Annotated in this window: 25 protein-coding genes; 9 read left to right on the forward strand and 16 right to left on the reverse strand. The window is 61.1% G+C overall.

The window, feature by feature from the left end; genetic code table 11:
- Window positions 1-269 precede the first annotated feature (269 nt).
- Window positions 270-1,469: a tyrosine--tRNA ligase gene (gene tyrS, locus M5B99_RS09875; RefSeq protein WP_248803861.1), complete on the reverse strand. Its 1,200-nt coding sequence runs from the start codon at window positions 1,467-1,469 to the stop codon at window positions 270-272.
- A gap of 209 nt (window positions 1,470-1,678) precedes the next feature.
- On the opposite strand from tyrS, the gene M5B99_RS09880 reads away from it, so the two are divergent.
- Together M5B99_RS09880 and M5B99_RS09885 are read left to right on the forward strand one after the other, a co-directional pair.
- Window positions 1,679-3,091 carry a peptidoglycan DD-metalloendopeptidase family protein gene (locus tag M5B99_RS09880; protein ID WP_248803862.1) on the forward strand — a complete coding sequence of 471 codons (1,413 nt, stop codon included), beginning with the start codon at window positions 1,679-1,681 and terminating at the stop codon, window positions 3,089-3,091.
- A gap of 6 nt (window positions 3,092-3,097) precedes the next feature.
- Complete coding sequence (locus M5B99_RS09885) at window positions 3,098-4,186, forward strand: anhydro-N-acetylmuramic acid kinase (RefSeq protein WP_248803863.1); 1,089 nt, start codon at window positions 3,098-3,100, stop codon at window positions 4,184-4,186.
- 55 nt (window positions 4,187-4,241) lie between these two features.
- On the opposite strand, the gene erpA is transcribed toward M5B99_RS09885, so the two are convergent.
- Both erpA and argC read right to left on the reverse strand, forming a co-directional pair.
- Window positions 4,242-4,592: an iron-sulfur cluster insertion protein ErpA gene (gene erpA / locus M5B99_RS09890; protein WP_007906865.1), complete on the reverse strand. Its 351-nt coding sequence runs from the start codon at window positions 4,590-4,592 to the stop codon at window positions 4,242-4,244.
- A gap of 169 nt (window positions 4,593-4,761) precedes the next feature.
- Window positions 4,762-5,796, reverse strand: a complete 1,035-nt coding sequence (gene argC / locus M5B99_RS09895) for an N-acetyl-gamma-glutamyl-phosphate reductase (protein ID WP_248803864.1) — start codon at window positions 5,794-5,796, stop codon at window positions 4,762-4,764.
- Window positions 5,797-5,930: 134 nt separating this feature from the next.
- Here argC and hemJ point away from each other — a divergent pair, with 134 nt between their 5' ends.
- From hemJ to coq7, 6 genes are all read left to right on the forward strand, one after another.
- Complete coding sequence (gene hemJ / locus M5B99_RS09900) at window positions 5,931-6,359, forward strand: protoporphyrinogen oxidase HemJ (RefSeq protein ID WP_100940497.1); 429 nt, start codon at window positions 5,931-5,933, stop codon at window positions 6,357-6,359.
- A 36-nt stretch (window positions 6,360-6,395) separates the two neighbouring features.
- A complete protein-coding gene (locus M5B99_RS09905; protein WP_248803865.1) occupies window positions 6,396-7,367 on the forward strand; it encodes an NAD(P)H-dependent flavin oxidoreductase in 972 nt (323 codons plus the stop codon).
- A 56-nt stretch (window positions 7,368-7,423) separates the two neighbouring features.
- Window positions 7,424-8,389, forward strand: coding sequence for a DUF805 domain-containing protein (locus tag M5B99_RS09910; protein ID WP_248803866.1), 966 nt, complete (start codon window positions 7,424-7,426; stop codon window positions 8,387-8,389).
- 60 nt (window positions 8,390-8,449) lie between these two features.
- Window positions 8,450-9,238: an SDR family NAD(P)-dependent oxidoreductase gene (locus tag M5B99_RS09915; protein ID WP_248803867.1), complete on the forward strand. Its 789-nt coding sequence runs from the start codon at window positions 8,450-8,452 to the stop codon at window positions 9,236-9,238.
- Between the two features lie 63 nt (window positions 9,239-9,301).
- On the forward strand, window positions 9,302-9,640 hold the full coding sequence (locus M5B99_RS09920; protein ID WP_248803868.1) for a histidine triad nucleotide-binding protein: 339 nt from the start codon (window positions 9,302-9,304) through the stop codon (window positions 9,638-9,640).
- 238 nt (window positions 9,641-9,878) lie between these two features.
- Window positions 9,879-10,526 (forward strand): 2-polyprenyl-3-methyl-6-methoxy-1,4-benzoquinone monooxygenase, encoded by a 648-nt coding sequence (coq7, locus tag M5B99_RS09925; protein WP_248803869.1) that lies wholly within the window; start codon window positions 9,879-9,881, stop codon window positions 10,524-10,526.
- A gap of 75 nt (window positions 10,527-10,601) precedes the next feature.
- Here the strand turns inward: coq7 and speD are convergent, their stop codons facing one another.
- Together speD and M5B99_RS09935 are read right to left on the reverse strand one after the other, a co-directional pair.
- A complete protein-coding gene (speD, locus tag M5B99_RS09930; RefSeq protein ID WP_248803870.1) occupies window positions 10,602-11,396 on the reverse strand; it encodes an adenosylmethionine decarboxylase in 795 nt (264 codons plus the stop codon).
- A 243-nt stretch (window positions 11,397-11,639) separates the two neighbouring features.
- Entirely contained in the window at window positions 11,640-12,062 is a 423-nt protein-coding gene (locus M5B99_RS09935) for an OsmC family protein (RefSeq protein ID WP_048372189.1), read from the reverse strand.
- Between the two features lie 221 nt (window positions 12,063-12,283).
- Between M5B99_RS09935 and crp the strand changes: the two genes are divergently transcribed.
- Window positions 12,284-12,934: a cAMP-activated global transcriptional regulator CRP gene (crp, locus tag M5B99_RS09940; RefSeq protein ID WP_177145678.1), complete on the forward strand. Its 651-nt coding sequence runs from the start codon at window positions 12,284-12,286 to the stop codon at window positions 12,932-12,934.
- On the opposite strand, the gene M5B99_RS09945 is transcribed toward crp, so the two are convergent.
- From M5B99_RS09945 to M5B99_RS09995, 11 genes are all read right to left on the reverse strand, one after another.
- A complete protein-coding gene (locus M5B99_RS09945; protein WP_248803871.1) occupies window positions 12,931-13,632 on the reverse strand; it encodes a biotin/lipoate A/B protein ligase family protein in 702 nt (233 codons plus the stop codon). The genes crp and M5B99_RS09945 overlap by 4 nt on opposite strands.
- 27 nt (window positions 13,633-13,659) lie before the next feature.
- The gene (gene trpC, locus M5B99_RS09950; RefSeq protein ID WP_248803872.1) at window positions 13,660-14,499 is read right to left on the reverse strand and encodes an indole-3-glycerol phosphate synthase TrpC; all 840 of its coding nucleotides are present in this window, start codon (window positions 14,497-14,499) and stop codon (window positions 13,660-13,662) included.
- The gene (trpD, locus tag M5B99_RS09955; protein ID WP_248803873.1) at window positions 14,496-15,545 is read right to left on the reverse strand and encodes an anthranilate phosphoribosyltransferase; all 1,050 of its coding nucleotides are present in this window, start codon (window positions 15,543-15,545) and stop codon (window positions 14,496-14,498) included. Before trpD ends, trpC begins: the two co-directional genes overlap by 4 nt.
- 9 nt (window positions 15,546-15,554) lie before the next feature.
- Window positions 15,555-16,148, reverse strand: coding sequence for an aminodeoxychorismate/anthranilate synthase component II (locus tag M5B99_RS09960; RefSeq protein ID WP_103495730.1), 594 nt, complete (start codon window positions 16,146-16,148; stop codon window positions 15,555-15,557).
- 13 nt (window positions 16,149-16,161) lie between these two features.
- A complete protein-coding gene (gene trpE, locus M5B99_RS09965; RefSeq protein ID WP_248803874.1) occupies window positions 16,162-17,649 on the reverse strand; it encodes an anthranilate synthase component I in 1,488 nt (495 codons plus the stop codon).
- A 70-nt stretch (window positions 17,650-17,719) separates the two neighbouring features.
- Window positions 17,720-18,538: a phosphoglycolate phosphatase gene (locus tag M5B99_RS09970; RefSeq protein ID WP_248803875.1), complete on the reverse strand. Its 819-nt coding sequence runs from the start codon at window positions 18,536-18,538 to the stop codon at window positions 17,720-17,722.
- The gene (gene rpe, locus M5B99_RS09975) at window positions 18,535-19,209 is read right to left on the reverse strand and encodes a ribulose-phosphate 3-epimerase (RefSeq protein WP_248803876.1); all 675 of its coding nucleotides are present in this window, start codon (window positions 19,207-19,209) and stop codon (window positions 18,535-18,537) included. The genes M5B99_RS09970 and rpe overlap by 4 nt, the downstream gene beginning before the upstream one ends.
- Before the next feature lie 117 nt (window positions 19,210-19,326).
- Window positions 19,327-20,475, reverse strand: a complete 1,149-nt coding sequence (locus M5B99_RS09980; RefSeq protein WP_248803877.1) for an iron-containing alcohol dehydrogenase — start codon at window positions 20,473-20,475, stop codon at window positions 19,327-19,329.
- 240 nt (window positions 20,476-20,715) lie between these two features.
- The gene (locus tag M5B99_RS09985) at window positions 20,716-21,540 is read right to left on the reverse strand and encodes an ABC transporter permease (RefSeq protein WP_248803878.1); all 825 of its coding nucleotides are present in this window, start codon (window positions 21,538-21,540) and stop codon (window positions 20,716-20,718) included.
- 12 nt (window positions 21,541-21,552) lie between these two features.
- Window positions 21,553-22,800 carry an ABC transporter permease gene (locus M5B99_RS09990; protein WP_248803879.1) on the reverse strand — a complete coding sequence of 416 codons (1,248 nt, stop codon included), beginning with the start codon at window positions 22,798-22,800 and terminating at the stop codon, window positions 21,553-21,555.
- A gap of 223 nt (window positions 22,801-23,023) precedes the next feature.
- Window positions 23,024-24,064 carry an ABC transporter substrate-binding protein gene (locus M5B99_RS09995; protein ID WP_248803880.1) on the reverse strand — a complete coding sequence of 347 codons (1,041 nt, stop codon included), beginning with the start codon at window positions 24,062-24,064 and terminating at the stop codon, window positions 23,024-23,026.
- Window positions 24,065-24,112: the final 48 nt, after the last annotated feature.

Genomic DNA, 24,112 nt, shown 5'->3' on the forward strand with positions numbered 1-24,112 from the left:
GAGGCGAAAACACACTGCCTTTTCAGCTACTTCCACGCCTCGATGAACTGAAGCGAACCGCGCATCAAAACCCTCAAAACCTTTGCAACTCATTGAATCTCAAAGGCTTTTCCGTTTCGACTGCGCCGGAAGTGGGGCGAATTATAGAGCCACAGAATTTCCCGTCAACGCTTATTTTCACTTTTCTGTCACAAGAGTGCAAAAGCAGCGCAAAAACAACTATGGGAGCCTGCGGCTCCCATAGTTTGCTTGCTATCTACAAAACAGCGTTACTCTGCCTTGAGGGTGATCCGGGCAAACGCCTTTTTACCCGCCTGGCAAACATGGGTAGCGCCCAGCTTGTATATAAAGGTGCGGTCGACGACCTCACCATCTATACGCACGCCACCGGAACCCAGCAGATCGCGAGCGACCGCCGAGTTCTTCACCAGGCCCGCCTTATTGAGGACAGCGGCGATCGGCATATCCTCAGCCGCACCGATTTCAATTTCAGGCAGATCGTCCGGCAGCTCGCCATCCTTCATGCGATTCCCCGCCGCACGGTGGGCATTGGCCGCAGCCTCCTCACCATGGAAGCGCGCGACGATCTCTTCAGCCAGCTTGATCTTGACGTCACGCGGGTTGGCACCCGCCTCGACATCCTTGCGCAACTGATTGATCTCATCCATCGAGCGGAAGCTCAGCAACTCGAAGTAACGCCACATCAGTGCATCCGGGATCGACACCAACTTGCCGTACATGACACCCGGCGCTTCCTGGATCCCCACATAGTTACCCAGGGATTTGGACATCTTCTTCACGCCATCCAGCCCTTCGAGCAATGGCATGGTGAGAATGCACTGGGCCTCCTGACCGTAAGCACGTTGCAGCTCACGCCCCATCAGCAGGTTGAACTTCTGGTCGGTACCGCCCAGCTCGACATCCGCGCGCAGCGCAACCGAGTCATAGCCTTGCACCAGCGGATAGAGGAACTCATGGATGGCGATCGGCTGGTTGGTGCTGTAGCGCTTGTCGAAGTCGTCGCGCTCGAGCATGCGCGCCACGGTGTACTGCGACGTCAGGCGAATGAAGTCCGCCGGCCCCATCTGGTCCATCCAGGTGGAGTTGAACGCGACCTCGGTCTTGGCCGGATCAAGGATCTTGAATACCTGGGCCTTGTAGGTCTCGGCGTTCTCGAGCACCTGCTCACGGGTCAGCGGCGGACGCGTGGCGCTCTTGCCGCTCGGATCACCGATCATGCCGGTGAAGTCGCCGATCAGAAAGATCACCTGATGCCCCAGCTCCTGGAACTGGCGCAGCTTGTTAATAAGGACTGTGTGCCCCAGGTGCAGATCCGGTGCCGTCGGGTCGAAGCCGGCCTTGATACGCAGCGGCTGGCCACGCTTGAGCTTCTCGACCAATTCGGACTCGACCAACACCTCTTCCGCACCACGCTTGATCAGCGCGAGCTGCTCTTCAACCGACTTCATAACCAACCTGCAAGGCTCAGATTCAAAGGGGACCAACCATACAAGATCGCCGCCCAAATACAAGTTTTGCCCGGCATACGGGCACGAAACGCCCGCCCGCACATGACAGACTTGCTTCAGCGATGATTTGGTTATATTTTATACAGTTATTTCATCTTCATCATGTCATTCATCTTTTCCAATTCATCTTCTTCAAAGTCAAATTACCTATGACCACAGAGCCGACTAAAGCGCCCCCGCTTTATCCGAAGACCCACCTGCTGGCCGCAAGTGGTATCGCCGCCCTTCTCAGCCTGGCGCTACTGGTATTTCCTTCCAGTGACGTAGAGGCCAAGAAGACAACGTTGCATCTGGAGCTGGAAACCCCAGCTGATCAACTGACACAAGACAAAGACGCCGTAGAACTCGATCAAGCCACAAATGAAGGCAATCCATCGCCTTTCGCCCAGATCGACAACAGCGCCGAAGCCCCCCAGGAAACCGCCAAGACCGCACCCGCACCCGAGGAAAAGAAGGTCCCCGGCCACCGGGAGGTTACCGTAGCCCGCGGCGATACCCTTTCCACGCTGTTCGAGAAGGTTGGGCTGCCCGCCGCCTCAGTACATGAGGTCTTGGCCAGCGATAAACAAGCCAAGCTGTTTTCCCAACTCAAGCATGGCCAGGTCCTGGAGTTCGAGCTGACTCCCGACGGCCAGTTGAACAACCTGCACAGCAAGGTCAGCGACCTTGAAACCATCACCCTGACCAAGGGCCCGAAAGGTTTCACCTTCAAGCGCGTGGTCACCCAGCCGGTGGTCCATTCGGCCTATGTGCACGGCGTGATCAACAGCTCGCTGTCACTCTCCGCGCAACGTGCCGGCATGCCCCACAGCCTGACGCGCGAAATGGCCCATGTATTCGGCTACGACATCGACTTCGCCCAGGACATCCGCCCCGGCGACGAGTTCGAAGTGATCTACGAGCAAAAAGTGCTCAACGGCAAGACTATCGGCACGGGCAATATCCTTTCCGCTCGTTTCACCAACCGCGGCAAGACCTTTACCGCCGTGCGTTACACCAACAAGCAAGGCGTCAGCAACTACTACACCGCTGACGGCAACAGCATGCGCAAGGCCTTTATCCGCACCCCCGTGGACTTCGCCCGCATCAGCTCGCGCTTTTCCATGGGCCGCAAACACCCGATCCTGAACAAAATCCGCGCCCACAAAGGCGTCGACTACGCAGCCCCGCGCGGTACGCCAATCAAGGCTGCAGGTGATGGCAAGGTGATACTGGCCGGTCGTCGAGGTGGCTACGGCAATACCGTGATCATCCAGCACGGCAATACCTATCGGACCCTGTACGGTCACATGCAGGGCTTTGCCAAGGGCATCCAGACCGGCAGCAACGTCAAGCAGGGCCAGGTGATCGGCTATATCGGCACCACCGGCCTGTCGACCGGCCCGCATCTGCACTACGAGTTCCAGGTCAATGGCGTGCACGTCGACCCGCTGGGCCAGAAACTGCCCATGGCCGATCCGATCGCCAAGTCCGAACGCGCCCGCTTCCTGCAACAGAGCCAGCCGCTGATGGCGCGCATGAACCAGGAAAAGCCCAGCAAAGTCGCCTCGGCCAAACGGTAAACCACGATGCTCTACATAGGTGTGATGTCCGGGACCAGTCTTGATGGGCTGGACATTGCCCTGGTGGCGCTCGACGGTTCCATCCGGTTGCTGGCCAGCCACTACATTCCCATGCCCGAGGCTTTGCGCGTCGAGCTGCTTGGCCTATGCGCCAGCGGCCCCGACGAAGTTGCCCGCGTTGCCATCGCCGAGCACAACTGGGTGACCCTGGCCGCCCAGGGCATCAATACTTTGCTGGAGCAACAGCGCCTCGCACCGGACGCCATTCGCGCCATCGGCAGTCACGGCCAGACCATCCGCCACGAACCGGCACGCGGCTTTACCGTGCAGATCGGCAACCCGGCCTTGTTGGCGGAGCTGACCGGCATCACCGTCGTCGGCGACTTCCGCCGCCGCGATGTAGCCGCCGGCGGCCAGGGCGCGCCGCTGGTTCCGGCCTTCCATGAAGCCCTTTTCGAAGAACGTGAAGGCCATCGCGCCGTGCTGAATATCGGCGGTTTCAGCAATCTGAGCCTGATCGAGCCTGACAAGGCGGTCTCCGGCTTCGACTGCGGCCCCGGCAACGTGCTGCTCGACGCCTGGATTCAGGACCAACGCAACGAATCCTATGACCGCAACGGCCAATGGGCGGCCAGCGGCAAGGTGGAGCCCGCGCTACTACGGGAACTGCTCAGCGACCCGTTCTTCCAGACCACGGGCCCGAAAAGCACCGGTCGCGAAGTGTTCAACCTGCCCTGGCTGAAGCAACACCTGGGTCGCCTGCCGCCCCTCGCGGCCGAAGATATCCAGGCCACCCTGCTCGAACTCAGTGCACGGACCATCGTCGAGTCGCTGACTGGCGCCCAGGAGAACACGGAAGAATTACTGGTCTGTGGCGGCGGCGCCCATAACGCGACGCTCATGGCTCGACTCGGCCAACTATTGCCCGCCACCCGGGTTGCCAGCACCGCCAGCCATGGCGTGGACCCCGACTGGGTTGAAGCCATGGCCTTCGCCTGGCTGGCCCAATGCTGCCTTGACGGCGTCGCCGCCAATCGCCCCAGCGTCACCGGTGCCCGTGGCCTGCGGGTGCTGGGCGCAATCTACCCGGCCTGACACACAGTAAAACGCCGCGAAGTTCGCGGCGTCGAGGGTAAAGCGCAAGCGATGATCAGATCGAGAACGACGACCCGCAACCACAGGTGGTGGTGGCATTCGGGTTCTTGATCACGAAACGCGAGCCTTCCAGGCCTTCCTGGTAATCCACCTCTGCGCCTGCCAGGTACTGGAAGCTCATTGGATCGACCACCAGGCTGACGCCTTCGCGCTCGACGATGGTGTCGTCATCGGCCACTTCTTCATCGAAGGTGAAGCCGTACTGAAACCCTGAACAACCGCCGCCCGTAACGAATACGCGCAGCTTCAAGCGATCATTACCCTCTTCATCGACCAGGCTCTTCACCTTGTGCGCGGCACCGTGGGTGAATTGCAAAGCCGTGGGGGTGAAGGATTCAACGCTCATGCTGACTATCTCCCGGCGCTACGCCGCCATAATGCGTGATGACGGGCATTATCCGCTTCTCCTAGAAAAGCGGTCAACTATTGTTATGGTATATCAATCAACCCGAGCGACCTCACAGAATGCAGGAAGGCCCGTCAAGCGGGCCTTCCTGGCAAACGCGGGCGGGGCCTTACGGCAGCATGCCCGCGTGGGACAGACCCAGACGCTCGTCCAGGCCGAACAGGATGTTCAGGTTCTGCACCGCCTGGCCCGAAGCGCCCTTGACCAGGTTGTCGATCACCGACAACACCACCACCAGGTCACCATCCTGCGGACGGTGCACGGCAATCCGGCAGACGTTCGCACCACGCACGCTCCGGGTTTCCGGATGGCTGCCAGCGGGCATCACATCGACGAACGGTTCATTGGCATAACGCTTCTCGAACAGCGCCTGCAGGTCTACCGAACGGTCGACCACGGTTGCGTAAAGCGTGGAATGGATGCCTCGGATCATCGGCGTGAGGTGCGGCACGAAGGTCAGGCCCACATCCCGGCCCGCCGCGCGGCGCAGCCCCTGGCGAATTTCCGGCAGGTGGCGGTGCCCCTTGACCGCATAGGCCTTCATGCTTTCGGAAGTTTCCGAGTACAGCGAACCGACACTGGCACCACGACCGGCACCGCTGACGCCCGACTTGCAGTCGGCGATCAGCCGCGTGGTATCCGCAATACCTGCTTCAAGCAGCGGCAGGAAACCCAGCTGGGTCGCGGTTGGATAGCAACCGGGCACAGCAATCAGGCGGGCCTGTTTGATCTGCTCGCGGTTCACTTCCGGCAAGCCATACACCGCCTCCTCCAGCAACGCCGGCGCACCGTGCGGCTGACCGTACCACTTGGCCCATTCTTCGGCGTCTTGCAGACGGAAGTCGGCGGACAGGTCGATAACCTTGGTGCCGGCGGACAGCAGCTCACCGGCCAGGGCATGGGCCACACCATGGGGGGTGGCGAAGAACACCACGTCGCAGGCGCCGAGGGTATTGATGTCCGGAACGCTGAACGCCAGGCCATCGTAATGACCGCGCAGGTTCGGATACATATCGGCCACGGCGAGACCCGCCTCGGATCGCGAAGTGATGACAGCCACTTCTGCCTGCGGATGCTGTGCCAACAGACGCAGCAATTCGACACCGGTGTAACCCGTGCCGCCGACGATACCGACCTTGACCATGACCTGCCCTCAACGAAACCACTGGAAAGCCCACGATAATAGGGGCGCCGCGCGCCTGCGACAACCGCCAAGGTGACGTGCGGACGCCCAAGCCTCTACTATTCGACCTACCGTGAACCTGGGAATAACCAAAAATGCTCTATCTGTGGGTCAAAGCCTTTCATATCGTCAGTGTCGTCTGCTGGTTTGCCGGCCTGTTCTATCTGCCGCGCCTGTTCGTCTACCACGCCCAGAGCGAGGACAACGTCAGCAAGGAGCGCTTCAGCGTCATGGAGCGCAAACTGTATCGCGGGATCATGGGCCCGGCGATGATTGCCACGCTGATCTTCGGCGGCTGGCTGATCGCCCTCAACCCGAGCATCTTCAGCCAGGGAGGCTGGATACACGCCAAACTGACCCTGGTGGTGCTGTTGATCGGCTATCACCATATGTGCGGCGCCCAGGTGAAACGCTTTGCCCGTGGCGAAAACACCCGCAGTCATGTCTTTTATCGCTGGTTCAATGAAGTGCCGGTTCTGCTATTGCTGGCTATTGTCATTCTGGTCGTTGTCCGACCGTTCTAGCTGCAAGTCACCCCACCCCTGATCGGAGCACTCTCCATGTCGCTGCCCGCCCTGCTCGAACAACGCCTGCGCTTGCCCGTGGTGGCCGCGCCGATGTTCCTGATTTCCAACCCGCAACTGGTGCTCGCCTGCTGTCGCAACGGGGTGGTGGGCAGCTTCCCGGCCCTGAACCAACGCGAAAGCAGCGGTTTCAAGGCCTGGCTGGAGGAAATCGAAGCGGGCTTGGCAACCCTGGATAATCCGGCGCCTTATGCCGTCAACCTGATCGTGCACAACAGCAACCCACGACTACAGGCGGATCTGCAGATCTGCATCGAGCACCAGGTGCCAATCGTTATCACCAGCCTGGGCGCGGTCAAGGAACTGGTGGACGCCGTACACAGCTACGGTGGCCTGGTGTTCCACGACGTGACCACCCGCCGCCATGCCGAAAAAGCCGCCGAGGCCGGTGTCGACGGGCTGATTGCCGTGGCCGCCGGTGCCGGTGGCCATGCCGGCACCTGGAGTCCGTTTGCCCTGATCGCTGAAATCCGCCAGTTCTTCGACAAGACCCTGCTGTTGGCCGGTTGCCTGAACCACGGGCACGAGATTCTCGCCGCCCAGTTGCTTGGCGCGGATCTGGCCTATCTCGGCACGCGATTTATCGGCACCACGGAAAGTCATGCGCCCGACGCTTATAAAGAGATGCTGCTCACATCCCAGGCCGTTGATATCCTGCACACTGCGGCGGTATCCGGGGTGCCCGCGAGCTTTATGCGCCAGAGCCTGGAAAACGCCGGCTTCGACCTCGCCGCGCTGCAAGGCAAGGGCGAAGTGAACTTCGGTTCCAAGCTCAAACCGATCAGCGACGAGGCCAAGGCCTGGAAAACCGTCTGGTCGGCCGGCCAGGGGGTGGGTGGCATCGATGATTTGCCCGATGTCGATCAGTTGGTCGCCCGGCTCGATGCCGAGTACCGCAAGGCCCAGGCACTGGCGGCAGAGTTGCCCCGGCACTGGCCACGCTCGTAACATCCGTGTGCAGGCTTACCCTGCAACACCAATGACTTGTGACAAGGACGCCCTTCATGAGCGACAACCGCTTCAAAATCGTCTTCGACGGCACCTTGCAGGCCGGCGTGGACAAAACCACCGCACAGTTCAACCTGGCCGCGCTGTTCAAGACCGACGTCGCTTCGGTGGAACGGTTGTTCAGCGGCCAGCCCGTTGCCCTGAAGCGCGACCTTTCGGCCGCCGAGGCCGAGTCTTATCTGCAAGCCTTGCGCAAGACCGGCATCGAAGCCCGCCTGGAAGCCGAACCCGCGGCCGTCGAACTGAGCCTGGCGGATATCGATGACCTGCCGGCCAGCACGCCTCCGGCGGACACCACGACTTACCAATCCCCCTACGCCCCGCCACAAGCACGGGTCGGCGACAACCTTCCGGCCTTCGGCCAACTGAAGGCCTTCACCGTCAATGGGCGTATCGGGCGGCTGCGCTACCTGGCCTGGAGCCTGGTCCTGATGTTCGTGACGATGCCAGTGGCCGGCGCGATCTTCGCTTTCGCCATGGGCACCGCGGCTGCTTCGTTGAACACGGCGATCACCATCGGCGTGATACTCGGTGGCGCAGCCTTGATCGCCTTCGTGGTCGTGTCCGTCCAGATAGCCGTACAGCGCCTGCACGATATCGGCTGGTCCGGCTGGCTCTGGCTACTGACCCTGGTCCCCTTCGTCGGCAGCCTGTTCCCCTTCGTGCTGATGTTCTGCCCTGGCAATAGCGGCGCCAACCAGTACGGCGCACCACCACCGCCCAACAGCACCGCGGTCAAGGTCCTTGCCGTGCTCTCGGTAGTCTGCGGGGTCATCTTCGGCATCGTGGCCGTGACCGGTGGCCTGACCAACCTGGAGAAAGGTTACAACCACGAGTCGGCCAGCTATTCCGAAAGCAGCGATGCCTCCGGCACCGACGAGGCCGATAGCCCCGGCGATGCAGCAGCAGCAGCCGAATCCGCTCCGCCCGCTGTAGACTATGACCAAGATGAAAAAGAATAACCGTTTCTGAGCCTGCGACCCTCTGTCCCAAGGCTCGGAGCCGTTGTGATGGAGAACTGCATGACCCGTTACGCCCTGATCACCGGCGCTTCCAGCGGCATCGGCCTGGCACTGGCCGAAGCCCTGGCGCGTCGCGGCCGCAGCCTGATTCTGGTGGCCCGCCAGCGTGATCAGCTGGAAACCATCGCCCTCGAACTGACCCAACGCTTCGGCGTCGAGGTGCTGTTTCGCGCCTGCGACCTGAGCGAACCGCTACGCCTTTCCGGCTTTCTGCTGGAACTGGAAGAAGGTGAACGGCAGATCGATCTGCTGGTCAACTGCGCCGGCCTCGGCACCTGCGGCCCCTTCCTGGCCCAGGATTGGGGGACGGAGCAGGACCTGATCGAAGTCAATGTCCTGGCCCTGACCCGACTTTGTCATACCCTGGGTAATCTCATGGCAATACAGGGTGGCGGACAGATCCTCAACGTCGCCTCCGTCGCGGCGTTTCACCCCGCGCCCTGGATGAGCAGCTATTACGCGAGCAAGGCCTATGTGCTGTACTTCTCCGAAGGTCTGCGCGAAGAGCTGAAGAAAACCGGTATCAAGGTGTCGGTGCTCTGCCCGGGCCTGACCCGGACCGCGTTCTTTCGCACCGCACAGTTGGCTGTCGAAAAGCTTTCGAACAGCAAACTGATGATGAGCCCCGAAGAAGTGGCGCTGTATGCCGTGCGTGCGCTGGACAAGAACCGCGCAGTGATCATTCCCGGCTGGCGTAACCGTTGGCTGGCCCGCGCCCCGCGCCTGATGCCGCGCTGGGCGATGCGCAAACTCGCCGGTGTCGTGACCAAGGCCTATTGCCCGCGCTGACGCTTGAACTCAAGGCCGTGTCCGTACAGACTCTGGCCCGACCCACCCAATGGAGAAACAGCTGTGGATACTCTGTTCACCAAGATCATCAACAGAGAAATACCCGCGAAGATCATTTACGAGGATGACCAGGTCCTGGCCTTCCACGATATCGCCCCGCAGGCACCGGTGCATTTCCTGGTCATTCCGAAAAAGCCGGTCCGTACGCTCAACGACCTGACCGAAGAGGACAAGACCCTGGCCGGGCATATCCTGTTCACCGCCCAGCGCCTGGCCCTGGAGCTGGGCTGCGAAAAAGGCTTTCGCGTGGTGATGAACTGCAACGAGGAAGGTGGGCAGACCGTCTATCACATTCATATGCATGTGCTGGGTCAGCGCCAGATGCACTGGCCGCCGGGCTGATACCCCCAAGATAAACTCGATCTCCTGTAGGAGCTGGCTTGCCAGCGATGAGGCCCTTGAGTCGTGCATCGCGCTTTCGGACGTCATCGCTGGCAATCGAGCGTCGATCGGTGGCTCCTACAAGTTCGACGCTGTTAGCAGGATTGCGTACTACAGCAACATCCCCCCATGACCCAACGCAAACCTTCCGCGCTCGATTGCGGTAAACTGCAGGCCGAGATTTTTCCCGGAGGTCAGCATGACTACCCAACGTCACTACTCGCCGATTGACCGTCTTCTGCTGCAAGCCGATACCGCGATGCGTACCTTGCTGCCATTCAGCGGCCAGCCTTACCGTCCTTCGCCGGCGATCGTGCAGCCCGACGCGCCGATGAGCGAAGACGACAGCCGTCACGTCGCCGGCCTGATGCGCATCAACCATACCGGGGAAGTCTGTGCCCAGGCGCTTTATCAAGGCCAGGCCCTGACCGCCAAGCTACCCCACGTGCGGGCCGCCATGGAAAAAGCCGCCGAAGAAGAAGTCGATCACCTGGCCTGGTGCGAACAGCGCATCCGTCAGTTGGGCAGTCATCCCAGCGTGCTCAACCCGCTGTTCTATGGCCTTTCATTCGGCATCGGCGCCGCGGCCGGACTGATCAGCGACAAGGTCAGCCTGGGATTTGTCGCCGCCACCGAAGACCAGGTGTGCAAACACCTGAACGAACACCTGGAGCAGTTGCCGACCGAAGACGAAAAGTCCCGGGCGATCCTCGAGCAGATGCGTATCGACGAAGAACATCACGCCGAGTCCGCACTGAATGCCGGCGGTTTCCGCTTCCCGGCACCGGTGAAGTTCGGCATGAGCTTGCTGGCCAAGGTCATGACCAAGAGCACCTACCGCATCTGACCCACCGCGGCTGCGCCAGGCAGCAGGCAAAAAAGAAGGGCGCCACGGGGGCGCCCTTCTTTTTGAGCGAAAAACTTACATCGGCATATTGCGCGCGTAAAAGATTTCCAGCATTTCGTGTTTCACCCGCTCGGTCACCTGGTCGCGCTGTTCTGCCGACAGGCTGCTGGTGGCGTCGCCGAACAGGTAGTTGTCCAGCTCGAAGTCCTTGAGCAGCATCTTGGTGTGGAACAGGTTCTCCTGGTACACGTTCACATCCGTCATCTGATAGCTCTTGCGGCTGTCTTCCGAGAGATAGTTCTGGATCGAGTTGATCTCATGGTCGATAAAGTGCTTCTTGCCTTCGATATCACGGGTGAAACCGCGCACGCGATAATCAACGGTGACGATGTCCGAGTCGAACTGGTGAATCAGGTAGTTGAGGGCTTTGAGCGGTGAGATGACGCCGCAGGTCGACACGTCAATATCCACACGGAACGTCGCGATACCGTCGACCGGATGGATTTCCGGGTAGGTATGCACCGTGATATGGCTCTTGTCGAGGTGAGCCAGGATGGTCTCGGGCAACGGGCCCGGGGATTCTTCGATCTGACTGTCGGTTGGGGTCACCGGCTGTTCGGAGATCAGGATCGTGACACTGGCACCTTGAGGGTCGTAATCCTGACGAGCAATGTTCAGGATGTTGGCACCGATGATCTCCACCACTTCAGTGAGAATCTGCGTCAGGCGTTCCGCGTCGTATTCCTGGTTGATGTACTCGACGTAGGCCTGCTGGTCCTGCGGGGTTTCCGCATAGCAGATGTCATAGATGTTGAAGCTCAAGGTCTTGGTCAGGTTATTGAACCCGTGGAGCTTGAGTTTGCTTTTCACCGTTAAAAACTCTCTATATCGAGGCGGCGCCGCCGCGTGATCAAGCATGCCCGTCAGTTGTGAACGACACAGCTGCGTAGGACGGTTAACACCTCTTCGCGATGGCGATTCTGCTTGTCTGTTCGGGTCCGCGGCCGCAGGCTTGCTGCTGGCCAGGCGCCCTGGAGAAAAGTGGCGCGTCATGCAGACCTGAACGACTGATCACCAGAGTCTGCATGGGCTTTATGATAGTTGAATGTCGACTCAGCCGAGTTCGACAATCTCGTAGTCATGGCTGATGGCAACGCCGGCGGCACCCAGCATGATTGAAGCCGAGCAGTACTTCTCCGCCGACAGCTCGATCGCCCGCTTGACCTGGGCTTCCTTCAGACCACGGCCCTTGACCACGAAATGCAGGTGGATCTTGGTGAACACCTTGGGATCTTCAGTGGCGCGCTCGGCCTCGAGAAAGGCTTCGCAGCTCTCAACCGGCTGACGGGACTTCTTCAGAATGCTGACCACGTCGAAGTTGCTGCAACCGCCCAGGCCCAACAGCAGCATTTCCATGGGACGAACGCCCAGGTTGCGGCCGCCGCTTTCTGGCGGACCGTCCATGACCACCACATGCCCGCTACCGGACTCTCCGAGGAACATGGCTTCGCCAGCCCACTGGATGCGTGCCTTCATCACCTAGACTCCACTGCTGAAAAAAGGGAGCCAGCTTAGCACAGCCCCCCGCTCCGACAGGAAACCGGCAACGGGCGACGACCGGTCAGTCGGCCACATAAATTCCCCATTTCCCAACCAATGCCTCTGTTATGCTGGCGCCAAATGACTGGCGTTATGCCAGCCCTGCAGCTATGCCTAAAACTACAAACCACACCGTGCAGTCTTTTCGGGATACAACCATGGTTGCTCTGGCTTCCGCTTCCGCCCCCAAAATCAAGAACCTCGACAAACTGCTGATGCACTGTCAGCGCCGCCGCTACCAGGCCAAGAGCAATATCATTTGTGCCGGTGATCGCTCGCAAACCCTGTCGTTCATCATCAAGGGCTCGGTCACGATCCTGATCGAAGATGACGATGGTCGGGAAATGATCATTGCCTACCTTAACGCCGGCGACTTTTTCGGTGAGCTGGGTTTGTTCGAGCAGGCCGGTCACGAGCAGGAGCGCAGTGCCTGGGTACGGGCCAAGGTCGAGTGCGAAGTAGCGGAGATCAGCTACTGCAAGTTTCGCGAACTGGCCCAGCAGGACCCGGATATTCTCTACGCCCTCAGCGGCCAGATTGCCCAACGCCTGCGTAACACCACACGCAAGGTCGGTGACCTGGCGTTCTTCGACGTCACCGGTCGTGTTGCCCGCTGCCTGCTCGAACTGTGCAAGCAACCCGATGCCATGACCCACCCCGATGGCATGCAGATCAAGATCACCCGTCAGGAAATCGGTCGGATCGTCGGTTGCTCGCGAGAAATGGTCGGACGCGTGCTCAAGGATCTGGAAGAGCAGAGCCTGGTGCACGTCAAAGGCAAAACCATGGTGGTATTCGGCACCCGTTAAGGCTGGAAAATGTCCTGCAGCATCAGTTGATACAGCTCGCTGAGCCGCTCGAGGAATAGCGGCGCGGCATACACCTCATGCAAGGCGACATGGCTTTGCGCCCTGACCCGGGCATCCAACTGACAAGCCTGGTTGAAGCGATTGACCGCCGCCGCCATCGAGTCGCGCTCGTTATCGATCAACATCGCCCCATGCACCAACCCCACCGGCCGAGTTCCCCCCTGACTCTGGCGCCAGCGCTGGGCAGTACCGACCATCTTGCGGCCGTTGAGGTTGACGTTGAAGCGGCCGTCGCAAAACGCACCGTCGATTTCCCCCAGGGATGAAATGCCCCCCAGCTCATCAAGCGCATCACAGATCGGCTGGCACAGCCGCCGATAACCGGTCTCGATACGAGACTGGTCACCTTCGTGACGGGGCGGGGCATACACCAGGGCGATATTCACCGTGGCGCCGGACTGCGGCACCGGCTCGCCGCCGGTTTCACGCAGCAATACCGGCCAACCAGTGGCCGCCAGGGCATCGCACGCCGCATCGAACCCCGGCAGACGATTCAAGCGCCGTGGCATCACCAGGGCACGGTCGCTGGGTTGCCAGAACAACAGCCCCCAATCCTGCTCACCGGCACAGACCGAGGCCAGCAAATCCTGCTCGGCGCGCAGGCCGGCTTCGACGGTGAGGGCAATAGGCAGCGACATCGGGGCCATCCTGATAGCAAGCCTCGGTCAGTCGAGGGTCGAACCACTGATCGCCGGCGCACCACGCTCCGGGAAAAACAGCCGCTGCAGTTCATCGCCCGGGCTGTCCGCGCGCATGAAGGCCTCGCCCACCAGGAACGAATACACCTCGCTGATCTCCATCAGTTCGACATCGGCCCGGTTGAGAATACCGCTCTCGGTAATGACCAGTCGATCGCGGGGGATGATCGGCAACAGATCGAGGGTGGTTTCCAGGCTGACTTCAAAGGTGTGCAGGTTACGGTTGTTGATCCCGATCAGCGGCGTATCGAGCACCTTCAACGCCCGCTCCAGTTCGGCGGCGTCATGGGACTCCACCAACACATCAAGGCCCACACCCTTGGCCACCGCGGCCAGTTCGGCCATCAGCCCATCGTCCAGCGCCGCGACGATCAGCAGGATGCAATCGGCGCCGAGGGCGCGGGCTTCGACGATCTGATAAGGGTCGACCATGAAATCCTTGCGGATCACCGGCAGCTTGCACGCCGAGCGCGCCTGTTGCAGGTAAAGGTCGGAGCCCTGGAAATAATCGACGTCGGTCAATACCGACAGACAGGTCGCACCGCCCTTCTCGTAACTGCGGGCAATGTCGGCCGGGATGAAGTTCTCGCGGATCACACCCTTGCTCGGCGAGGCTTTCTTGATTTCGGCAATCACCGCCGGTTGCTTCTGCTTCGCGCGCTCGATCAGCGCCTGGGCAAAACCGCGCGGCGCATCAGCGGCCCGAGCCAGTGTCTCAAGCTCCGCCAGACTGACACGGGCGCTACGCTCCGCCACTTCCTCGGCCTTGCGGGCGAGGATTTTCTCCAGAACGGTTGGCACACTCATCCTTCATTCTCCTGCTTGAATACAGCGGTGAACGCGCCCAGCTCTTCGAGTTTTTCCCGGGCGAGGCCGGTGTGCAGCGCATCGTGAGCCAGGGCAACGCCCTCTTTGAGGCTGCTGGCATGGTCGGCGGCATACAGCGCGGCGCCGGCATTGAGCACGATCATTTCCGCGGCTTTCTGGCCGTTCTCGGTCTTGCGACGACCCAGGGCATCGCGGATCAGTTCCAGGGATGCCGCCGGACTCTCGACCACCAAGCCAAACAGACTCTGGCTTTTTATACCCAAGTCTTCAGGCTGGACCCAGTATTCAGTTATTGCACCATCTTTCAGCTCCGCCACGAAGGTCGGCGCGGCCAGGCTGAATTCGTCCAGGCCATCCTGGGAATGCACCACCAGCACGTGCTTGCTGCCCAGGCGGTGCAGCACTTCGGCCAAGGGCCGGCAAAGGGCCTGGGTGAATACGCCGACCACCTGATGTTTCACGCCGGCCGGATTCGTAAGCGGGCCGAGCATGTTGAACAGCGTGCGCAAGCCCAGGTCGCGGCGCGGTGCCGCGGCATACTTCATCGCACGGTGGTGGGTCTGGGCGAACATGAAGCCGATCCCGACATTGTCGATGCAGCGTGCCACCTGGACCGGGGTCAGGTTCAGGTAGATACCGGCGGCTTCGAGCAGGTCGGCACTGCCACTTTTACCCGACACCGCGCGGTTACCATGCTTGGCCACGGTGCAGCCGGCAGCGGCCACCACAAAGGCGGATGCGGTGGACACGTTGAAAATATTCGCCCCGTCACCGCCGGTACCGACCACGTCGACCACACCGTCGAGGGTCTTGAGCTCGACCTTGTCCGCCAACTCACGCATCACCGAGACCGCGCCGACGATCTCGTCGATGCTTTCGCTCTTCATGCGCATGGCCATCATGAAGGCGCCGATCTGCGCCTCGGTGCATTGCCCGGTCATGATTTCACGCATGACATCGCGCATCTCGCTGGTGCTCAGGTCCAGGTGGCCGACGATACGACCCAGGGCTGTCTTGATATCCATGAAAACTCCTTAGCGCGTGCCGCCGGTCTGTTTGAGAAAGTTGGCGAACAGCTCGTGGCCCTGCTCGGAGAGAATCGACTCGGGGTGGAATTGCACCCCTTCAATGTTCAGTGTCTTGTGGCGCAGGCCCATGATCTCGTCGACCGAGCCATCCTCCAGCTGGGTCCAGGCGGTCAGCTCCAGGCAGTCCGGCAAGGTTTCGCGCTTGACGATCAGTGAGTGATAACGGGTAACGGTCAACGGCAGGTTCAGGCCTGCGAACACACCCTTGCCTTCATGGAACAGCGGGCTGGTCTTGCCGTGCATCACCTGGCGGGCACGTACCACATCGCCGCCAAAGGCCTGGCCGATGGATTGGTGCCCCAGGCAGACGCCGAGGATCGGCAGTTTGCCGGCGAAATATTTGATTGCCTCGAGGGAAATGCCGGCCTCGGTCGGCGTGCACGGGCCTGGAGAGACCACGATGCGTTCCGGCTTGAGGGCTTCGATTTCGGCCACGGTCAATTCGTCGTTACGCACGACCTTGACGTCCGCGCCCAGCTCACCGAGGTATTGCACGACGTTGTAGGTAAACGAGTCGTAGTTATCGATCATCAGCAACATGACAAAAAGCTCCTCAGGCGTCGGACGCGGGGGTTTGTTCAGCGAGGGCGACAGCACGGAACATCGCGCGACGCTTGTTCAGCGTTTCTTCCCACTCCAGCGCCGGCACCGAGTCGGCGACGATGCCGCCACCGGCCTGCACATGCAACTCGCCGTCCTTGATCACCGCGGTGCGAATGGCGATCGCGGTGTCCATGTTGCCGTTCCAGGCGTAATAGCCGACCGCGCCGCCATACACGCCGCGCTTGACCGGCTCCAGTTCGTCGATGATTTCCATGGCGCGGATCTTTGGCGCACCGGACAAGGTGCCCGCCGGCAGGATCGCGCGCAACGCATCCATGGAGGTCAGGCCGCTCTTCAGTTGCCCGGTGACGTTGGACACGATGTGCATCACATTGGAGTAACGCTCGATCACCATCTTCTCGGTCAGTTTCACCGAACCGATCTCCGACACCCGCCCAGTGTCGTTGCGGCCCAGGTCGATAAGCATCAGATGCTCGGCGATTTCCTTGGCGTCGGACAGCAGGTCGGCTTCCAGTGCCCGGTCGGCTTCCTCGGTTGCGCCACGCGGGCGAGTACCGGCGATGGGACGGACGGTGATCAGGTTATCTTCGACCCGTACCAGCACTTCCGGCGAACTGCCGACTACATGGAAGTCGCCGAAGTTGAAGAAGTACATGTAGGGCGTCGGGTTGAAGCAGCGCAGCGCCCGATACAGGTCGATCGGCGCGGCCTTGAAATCGATGGACATGCGCTGCGACGGCACCACCTGCATGCAGTCACCGGCAAGGATGTATTCCTTGATGGTATCGACCGCCCGCTCATAGTCACCCTGGGTGAAACTCGAACGGAACAGCGGGTCGGCGGCCGGTGGCCGGTCGAGTTCCAGGCCGCGGCGCGGAGTGATCGGCTGGCGCAGTTGCTCAAGCAGTTCCTGCAGACGCGCCTGGCCTTGTTCGTAGGCATTGTCCTGGGACGGATCGGCGAGGACGATGGCGTGCATCTTGCCCGCCAGGTTGTCGAAGACCACCACGGCGTCGGAGACCATCAACAGGATATCCGGCACGCCCAGGGGATCGGGGTTCGGGCATTTGCCCAGACGCTTCTCCACATAGCGCACGCAGTCATAACCGAAGTAGCCCACCAGGCCGCCATTGAAACGCGGCAGCCCGGCGATGGTCGGCACGTTGTAACGCGCCTTGAAGGTCTCGACGAAATCCAGCGGATCCTCGGCTTCGCAGCGCTCGATCTCGACGCCGTCATGGGTCACGCTGACCTGATGGTCATGCACCCGCAGCACGGTGCGGCACGGCAGGCCGATGATCGAATAACGGCCCCATTTCTCGCCGCCCTGCACCGACTCCAGCAGGTAGGAGTTGGGCTGGTCGGCCAGTTTCAGGTAGATCGACAGCGGGGTATCGAAGTCGGCCAGGGTTTCGCAGGCAAGCGGGATGCGGTTGTAGCCGGCAGCGGCCAAACACAGGAATTCTTCGCGGGTCATGATATGCCTCGTGGCTTGAGGGTCGAACAGTCAGGTATGCAAACGCGCCGGATAACCGGCCAGGATCAAGTCAGGCGCGCCAACGCCAGCGGGCCAGGGCCTTGATGACTTTCATCCAGAGTTTGCGAGTGACCACCACAATGGCGTTTCCAGGAGGGAATTGAACAGAGTCCGCCGACATTAGCTCAGCGCCAGCTTCCAGGCAACCGGGAATCAGCGCGCGCAGATCGTCGATGACCAGGGCCGGCTGTTCTTCGGCGATCGGCCGGCCATGGTTGTAGCCATAGCTGAGGGCCACGCAGGTGACACCGGCGGCCTTGGCGGCCTGCACATCACTGCGCGAGTCACCGATGAACAGGCATTGCGAGGCCGGGATACCGGTCATTTTCATCACGTGGAACAGCGCCGCCGGGTCAGGCTTGCGCTGCGGCAAGGTATCACCGCCGATGATCAAGCGGAAAAACCGTCCCAGTTTCATTTCATCCAGCAAAGGCGCGACGAACTGTTCCGGCTTGTTGGTGATCAGGGCCATTTCCATGCCCTGCTTGTGCATCCAGCTCAGGGTTTCCTGCACACCGGGATAGACCTGGGTCAGTTCATGACCACCGCTATAGGCCTCCATGAAGATCGCCAGCGCCTGCTCGGCTTCGCCGTCATCGACGCCTGAATGATCAAGATCACCGGCCAGCGCTCGACGCACCAGGACCGGTACACCATTGCCGACCCACTCGCGCACGGCGTGCAGTCCGGCCACCGGACGCCCGAGGGCGAGCAGCATTTTATCCACGGCCAAGGCCAGATCGGGCACCGAATCCACCAGCGTCCCATCCAGATCGAACATCACCAGCCTGGGCAAACGGCCCGGAAAAAGCTGCTCGAACACAGTCATGATCGAGCCAGCGCCAGTTCGGCGCGCATTTTCTCGATGACTTCTCGGTAGTCCGGGGCATTGAAGATCGCGGAGCCGGCGACAAAGGTGTCAGCCCCCGCCGCGGCGATTTCGCGGATGTTGTTGACGTTCACACCACCATCGATTTCCAGACGGATATCGCGGCCCGAGGCGTCGATCAGGGCCCGTGCTTCACGCAGTTTGTCGAGGGTGCCGGGAATGAACTTCTGCCCGCCAAAACCCGGGTTGACACTCATCAGCAGGACCATGTCGACCTTGTCCATCACGTACTTGAGCACGTCCAGGGGCGTGGCCGGGTTGAACACCAGGCCGGCCTTGCAACCGCCTTCGCGGATCATTTGCAGGGAACGATCGACGTGCAGCGTGGCTTCCGGGTGGAAGGTGATATAGGTCGCACCGGCTTCGATGAAGTCGCCGATGATGCGGTCCACCGGACTGACCATCAGGTGCGCGTCGATGGGCGCGGTGATGCCGTACTTGCGCAGCGCCGCACAGACCATCGGGCCGATGGTCAGGTTCGGCACATAGTGGTTGTCCATGACATCGAAGTGCACGAAGTCGGCACCGGCGGCGAGCACGTTGTCCACTTCCTGGCCCAGGCGGGCGAAATCGGCGGAGAGAATCGACGGAGCAATGACGAAGGGCTGCATGACGCACCTTTTTTGAGCAGAATCACGATGGCGGGCATTGTATACCGCCCGCTTTGCCCCGCCCACCGTGACCGCGATGATTGGCCATGCAAGCCCGCAATGCTTGAGCCAAAGCCCTCAGTAAGCGGCGCGGTAGATCTTTTCGATATCCGCCGCGCTCAGCCGCCGCGGGTTGTTGCGCATCAACCGCTCGGTTGCGGCGGCCTCCTCGGCCATGGCCGGGATCGCGTCCAGGGGTACGCCGAAGCTTGCGAGGCCGGCGGGAATTTCCACTGCGGCGCATAGAGCGGTCATGGCGGCGACGGCCTTGTCGGCCGCCTCGATCAAGCTCAAGCCGGCCACATTGACGCCCATGGCGATGGCAATGTCCTGCATGCGCTCGACACAGGCGATCTTGTTCCAGCTCATGACATAGGGCAGCAGCAGGGCATTACTGACGCCGTGGGCGATATTGAAGCGTCCACCCAACGGATAGGCCAAGGCATGGACGGCACCAACGCCGGCATTGCCGAAAGCCATGCCCGCCATCAGGCTGGCAGTCGCCATTTCTTCACGGGCCTGGAGGTTGGACGGGTTGGCATAGGCTTTGGGCAGCGCCGTGGCGATCAGCTTGATCGCGCCAATGGCCAGGGCGTCGGTAATCGGCGAGGCATTGAGTGACAGATAGGCTTCAATCGCGTGGACCATGGCATCCACGCCACTGGCGGCGGTGACGCTGCGCGGGCAGGTCAGGGTCATCTGCGGGCTGACCAGCGCCACGTCCGGGAGCAGGTAATCGCTGACGATGCCCTTTTTCAGCTGGGCCTGCTTGTCGGAGAGAATGGCAACATTGGTCACCTCGGAGCCGGTGCCGGCAGTGGTGGGGATGGCAATCAGCGGTGGTCCCTTGCGCGGCACCTGGTCGATGCCGAACAGATCCTCCAGGACCCCGTGGTAACCGGCGTAAGCACCGACGCTTTTGGCGATGTCGATGGCGCTGCCGCCACCCAGGCCGATCAGGCCGTCGTGCCCACCTTCGCGATAGGCGCGCATGCAGTCCTCGACAATGGCGATTTCCGGGTCGGGCAGCACGCGATCGAAGATTGCATAGGTGCGCCCACCGAGGTGAGCCAGTGCCAGCTCGACAGTCCCTGACTTGACCAGTGCCGCATCGGTCACGATCAACGGATGGTCGACATTCAGCCGGGTCAGCTCATCGGCCAATTGCTCGATGGCGCCACGGCCGGTGATCAGTTTATGGGCGATCTTGAATGAGGAAATGCTCATGCTCGCAGCCTTCTTGTCGTGATGATCAGGGCACGGGCAAGCATAACCGGGAATGGCTTTGCGCTGTCATACAGAAGTTGCATTCGGAGTGTGAATGGGAAGCGTGTCTCATGAGCGCCAGCAAACCTGTGGGAGCCGGCTTGCCGGCGATCACGGCCGCAAGAACGATACAGACTCAAGAGCCTCATCGCCGGCAAGCCGGCTCCTACAGTTTTTCGCGGCGCCCTCCAGGCGCCCTTCTCATACCTGGGTGGTGCGCAATTTTTCGCTGCGTCCGCGCAGCCACTCCAGGGTCAGCAGCAGGATCACCGAGAAGGCAATCAGCAGGGTCGCCGCCGCGGCGATGGTCGGGCTGAGGTTCTCGCGAATGCCACTGAACATCTGCCGGGGCAAGGTTGCCTGTTCCGGGCCGGCGAGGAACAGGGTCACCACCACTTCGTCGAACGAGGTCGCAAAGGCAAACAGCGCCCCGGAAATCACCCCCGGCGCGATCAGCGGCAAGGTCACCCGGCGGAACGCCGTCAGGGGCGAGGCCCCCAGGCTGGCAGCAGCGCGCACCAGGTTGTGATTGAAGCCTTGCAAGGTCGCCGACACGGTGATGATCACAAAGGGCACACCCAACACCGCATGCACCACGATCAACGAGAAGAAACTGTTGCCCAGCCCCAGCGGGGCGAAGAACAGGTAGCTGGCCACGCCGATGATCACCACCGGCACCACCATGGGCGAGATCACCAGGGCCATCACCAGCGGCTTGCCCGGGAAGTCGCCACGGGTCAGGCCGATCGCCGCCAGGGTCCCGAAGACCATCGCCAGCGCCGTGGCCGCCGGGGCGACAATGATGCTGTTGCGCAAGGCCCGCATCCATTCCGCCGAGGCGAAGAAGTCCTGGTACCAGTGCAGCGAGAAGCCTTGCAGCGGGTAGACCAGGAAACTGCCCGAGTTGAACGAAAGCGGGATGATCACCAGCACCGGCAGGATCAGAAACAGCAGGATCAAGCCGCACAGAATGCGCGAACCGTAGAACCAGACCCGCTCGACGGGCGACATGTAGGGACTCAGCATTTCTTATTCTCCTTAGCTCAGGCGCAGGCGGCTGGCGCCGACCAACCGGCTGTAAATCAGGTACAGGATCACGGTCGCCAACAGCAGCAAGCCACCCAGGGCGGTCGCCATGCCCCAGTTGATGCTGGTGTTGGTGTAGAACGCCACGAAGTAGCTGACCATTTGGTCGTTCGGGCTACCGAGCAATGCCGGGGTGATGTAGTAACCAATCGCCAGGATGAACACCAGCAGGCAACCCGCGCCTACGCCGGCATAGGTCTGTGGGAAGTACACCCGCCAGAAGCTGGCGAACGGATGACAACCCAGGGAAATCGCCGCGCGCATGTAGGTTGGCGAGATGCCTTTCATCACGCTGTAGATCGGCAGGATCATGAACGGCAGCAGGATGTGCACCATCGAGATGTAGACCCCCGTGCGGTTGAACACCAGCTCGAGGGGTTTGTCGATCACCCCCATGGCCATCAACGCGCTGTTGATCAGACCGCCGGACTGCAGCAGCACGATCCAGGCCGCGACCCGCACCAGGATCGAGGTCCAGAACGGCAGCAGGACGAGGATCATCAACAGGTTGCTTTGCCGTGACGGCAGATTCGCCAGCAGGTAGGCCAGCGGGTAGGCCAGCACCAGACAAATGGCGGTGATCACCAGGCCCATCCAGAAGGTGCGGGCAAAGATGTCGAGGTAGATCGCCTGATCCGGGGTGGCCGGGGCCAATTCGCCGAGGTCGTCGATCCGATGGTCGACGGCTGCCAGCAGGTAGTACGGCGTGATGCTGCTGGTATTGCGCCGGATCACCTGCCAGTACGCCGGATCGCCCCAGCGCTCGTCGAGGGCTTCCAGTGCTTCTTTATAGGAGGCCGGTTCGGTCTTGAACGGCAAGGCTCGCGCGGTCTTGGTCAACAGGCTGCGATAGCCGGCCAGTTCCATGTTCAGGCGCTTGGACAGATCGCCCAGGGTCTGATTCTTGTGGGCCTCGCCGAGATCCTCGCTCAAGGCCTTGTAAACCGGCTCGCCGGGCAAACTCTTGCCGTCCCAGGCGGCGACGGCGGCCACTGTGCGCGGCATGGCGCCGACCACTTCCGGGTTACCGACACTTTTGTAGAGCAGCGCCACGATGGGCACCAGGAACACCAGCAACAGAAACAGCACCAGCGGTGCAATCAAGGCCTGGGACTTCCAGCGGTTGACCCGCTCGGCATGCGCCAGGCGCTGCTTCAAGGTGGGACTGGTGACCTCGTTCAGAGGAACGGTGAGGGCCATGGCGAACTCCGGAATTCTTTTATTGTTACAGCGGGTGGCGTCCCGTTTCGAGACACCGCCTGTTGTTCTTCTGAAACACACAAACCCAACGGGCTGAACGCAAGCCCTTGTGGGAGCCGGCTTGCCGGCGATGAGGCCCTGGAGCCTTGCGTCGTTTTTTGAACGCCATCGCCAGCAAGCTGGCTCCTACAGGGTTATGCAGCGTCTGTCGGACCGTGTTCTGTTACTTGGCCGCCCAGGCGTTGAAGCGCTGCTCCAGCTGCTCACCGTTGTCCGCCCAGAAGCCCACATCGATCTGCACTTGGTTGGCGATGTTTTCCGGGGTGGTCGGCATATCTTTCAAGATCGCCTTATCAAGCAACGGTACCGCCTGGGTGTTGGCCGGACCGTAGGCGATGTTTTCCGAGTAGATCTTCTGCTGCGGCGGTGCCACCGAGAACGCGATGAATTTCTTCGCGGCTTCGAGACGCTCGCCTTTCAAGCCTTTTGGAATCGCCCAGGAGTCGAAGTCATAGACGCCGCCGTTCCAGACGACCTTCAGGTTGCTTTCCTTCTGTACCGCGGCAATCCGCCCGTTGTAGGCCGAACTCATCACCACGTCGCCAGAGGCGAGATACTGCGGTGGCTGTGCACCGGCTTCCCACCACTGGATATTCGGCTTCAGTTCATCGAGCTTCTTGAACGCACGGTCCTGGCCATCCTTGCCCGCCAGTACCTTGTAAACGTCTTTCGGCGCCACGCCATCAGCCATCAAGGCGAATTCCAAGGTGTACTTGGCGCCCTTGCGCAGGCCACGCTTGCCCGGGAATTTCTTGGTGTCCCAGAAATCGGCCCAACTGGTCGGTGCGGTTTTCACTTTGTCGGCGTTGTAGGCCAGGACCGTCGACCAGACGAAGAAGCCAACACCACAAGGCTGGATCGCACCCTTGACGTAGTCTGCGCCCTTGCCGAACAGCGCCGGGTCGAGCGGCTCGAACATGTCTTCGTCGCAACCGCGGGACAGCTCGGGCGACTCGACCTCCACCAGGTCCCAGGACACGCTCTTGGTATCGACCATGGCCTTGACCTTGGCCATCTCACCGTTGTACTCGCCGGCCACGATCTTGCCCTTGCCCGCCGCCTCCCACGGCGCATAGAACGCCTTGACCTGTGCGGCCTTGTTCGCGCCACCAAAGGACACCACGGTCAGGTCAGTCGCCGCCATGGCATTTGCCGCGCACATCAGCCCAAGGGTCAGGGCGCTGAATTTCAGGGATTTAAGCATTTATTCTTCTCTCCACAGTGCAGGTTGGTGAAGCACGGGGCGATGGAT

The sequence above is a fragment of the Pseudomonas sp. MWU13-2100 genome (genome assembly GCF_023242365.1).
In the GTDB taxonomy this organism is placed as follows: Bacteria; Pseudomonadota; Gammaproteobacteria; order Pseudomonadales; family Pseudomonadaceae; genus Aquipseudomonas.

Excerpts from the sequence above, each read along its gene's own strand:
- tyrS (WP_248803861.1), bottom strand. The coding sequence starts at position 1,469 with ATGAAGTCGGTTGAAGAGCAGCTCGCGCTGATCAAGCGTGGTGCGGAA.
- M5B99_RS09880 (WP_248803862.1), top strand. The coding sequence starts at position 1,679 with ATGACCACAGAGCCGACTAAAGCGCCCCCGCTTTATCCGAAGACCCAC.
- M5B99_RS09885 (WP_248803863.1), top strand. The coding sequence starts at position 3,098 with ATGCTCTACATAGGTGTGATGTCCGGGACCAGTCTTGATGGGCTGGAC.
- erpA (WP_007906865.1), bottom strand. The coding sequence starts at position 4,592 with ATGAGCGTTGAATCCTTCACCCCCACGGCTTTGCAATTCACCCACGGT.
- argC (WP_248803864.1), bottom strand. The coding sequence starts at position 5,796 with ATGGTCAAGGTCGGTATCGTCGGCGGCACGGGTTACACCGGTGTCGAA.
- hemJ (WP_100940497.1), top strand. The coding sequence starts at position 5,931 with ATGCTCTATCTGTGGGTCAAAGCCTTTCATATCGTCAGTGTCGTCTGC.
- M5B99_RS09905 (WP_248803865.1), top strand. The coding sequence starts at position 6,396 with ATGTCGCTGCCCGCCCTGCTCGAACAACGCCTGCGCTTGCCCGTGGTG.
- M5B99_RS09910 (WP_248803866.1), top strand. The coding sequence starts at position 7,424 with ATGAGCGACAACCGCTTCAAAATCGTCTTCGACGGCACCTTGCAGGCC.
- M5B99_RS09915 (WP_248803867.1), top strand. The coding sequence starts at position 8,450 with ATGACCCGTTACGCCCTGATCACCGGCGCTTCCAGCGGCATCGGCCTG.
- coq7 (WP_248803869.1), top strand. The coding sequence starts at position 9,879 with ATGACTACCCAACGTCACTACTCGCCGATTGACCGTCTTCTGCTGCAA.
- M5B99_RS09935 (WP_048372189.1), bottom strand. The coding sequence starts at position 12,062 with ATGAAGGCACGCATCCAGTGGGCTGGCGAAGCCATGTTCCTCGGAGAG.
- crp (WP_177145678.1), top strand. The coding sequence starts at position 12,284 with ATGGTTGCTCTGGCTTCCGCTTCCGCCCCCAAAATCAAGAACCTCGAC.
- M5B99_RS09945 (WP_248803871.1), bottom strand. The coding sequence starts at position 13,632 with ATGTCGCTGCCTATTGCCCTCACCGTCGAAGCCGGCCTGCGCGCCGAG.
- trpC (WP_248803872.1), bottom strand. The coding sequence starts at position 14,499 with ATGAGTGTGCCAACCGTTCTGGAGAAAATCCTCGCCCGCAAGGCCGAG.
- trpD (WP_248803873.1), bottom strand. The coding sequence starts at position 15,545 with ATGGATATCAAGACAGCCCTGGGTCGTATCGTCGGCCACCTGGACCTG.
- M5B99_RS09960 (WP_103495730.1), bottom strand. The coding sequence starts at position 16,148 with ATGTTGCTGATGATCGATAACTACGACTCGTTTACCTACAACGTCGTG.
- trpE (WP_248803874.1), bottom strand. The coding sequence starts at position 17,649 with ATGACCCGCGAAGAATTCCTGTGTTTGGCCGCTGCCGGCTACAACCGC.
- M5B99_RS09970 (WP_248803875.1), bottom strand. The coding sequence starts at position 18,538 with ATGACTGTGTTCGAGCAGCTTTTTCCGGGCCGTTTGCCCAGGCTGGTG.
- rpe (WP_248803876.1), bottom strand. The coding sequence starts at position 19,209 with ATGCAGCCCTTCGTCATTGCTCCGTCGATTCTCTCCGCCGATTTCGCC.
- M5B99_RS09980 (WP_248803877.1), bottom strand. The coding sequence starts at position 20,475 with ATGAGCATTTCCTCATTCAAGATCGCCCATAAACTGATCACCGGCCGT.
- M5B99_RS09985 (WP_248803878.1), bottom strand. The coding sequence starts at position 21,540 with ATGCTGAGTCCCTACATGTCGCCCGTCGAGCGGGTCTGGTTCTACGGT.
- M5B99_RS09990 (WP_248803879.1), bottom strand. The coding sequence starts at position 22,800 with ATGGCCCTCACCGTTCCTCTGAACGAGGTCACCAGTCCCACCTTGAAG.
- M5B99_RS09995 (WP_248803880.1), bottom strand. The coding sequence starts at position 24,064 with ATGCTTAAATCCCTGAAATTCAGCGCCCTGACCCTTGGGCTGATGTGC.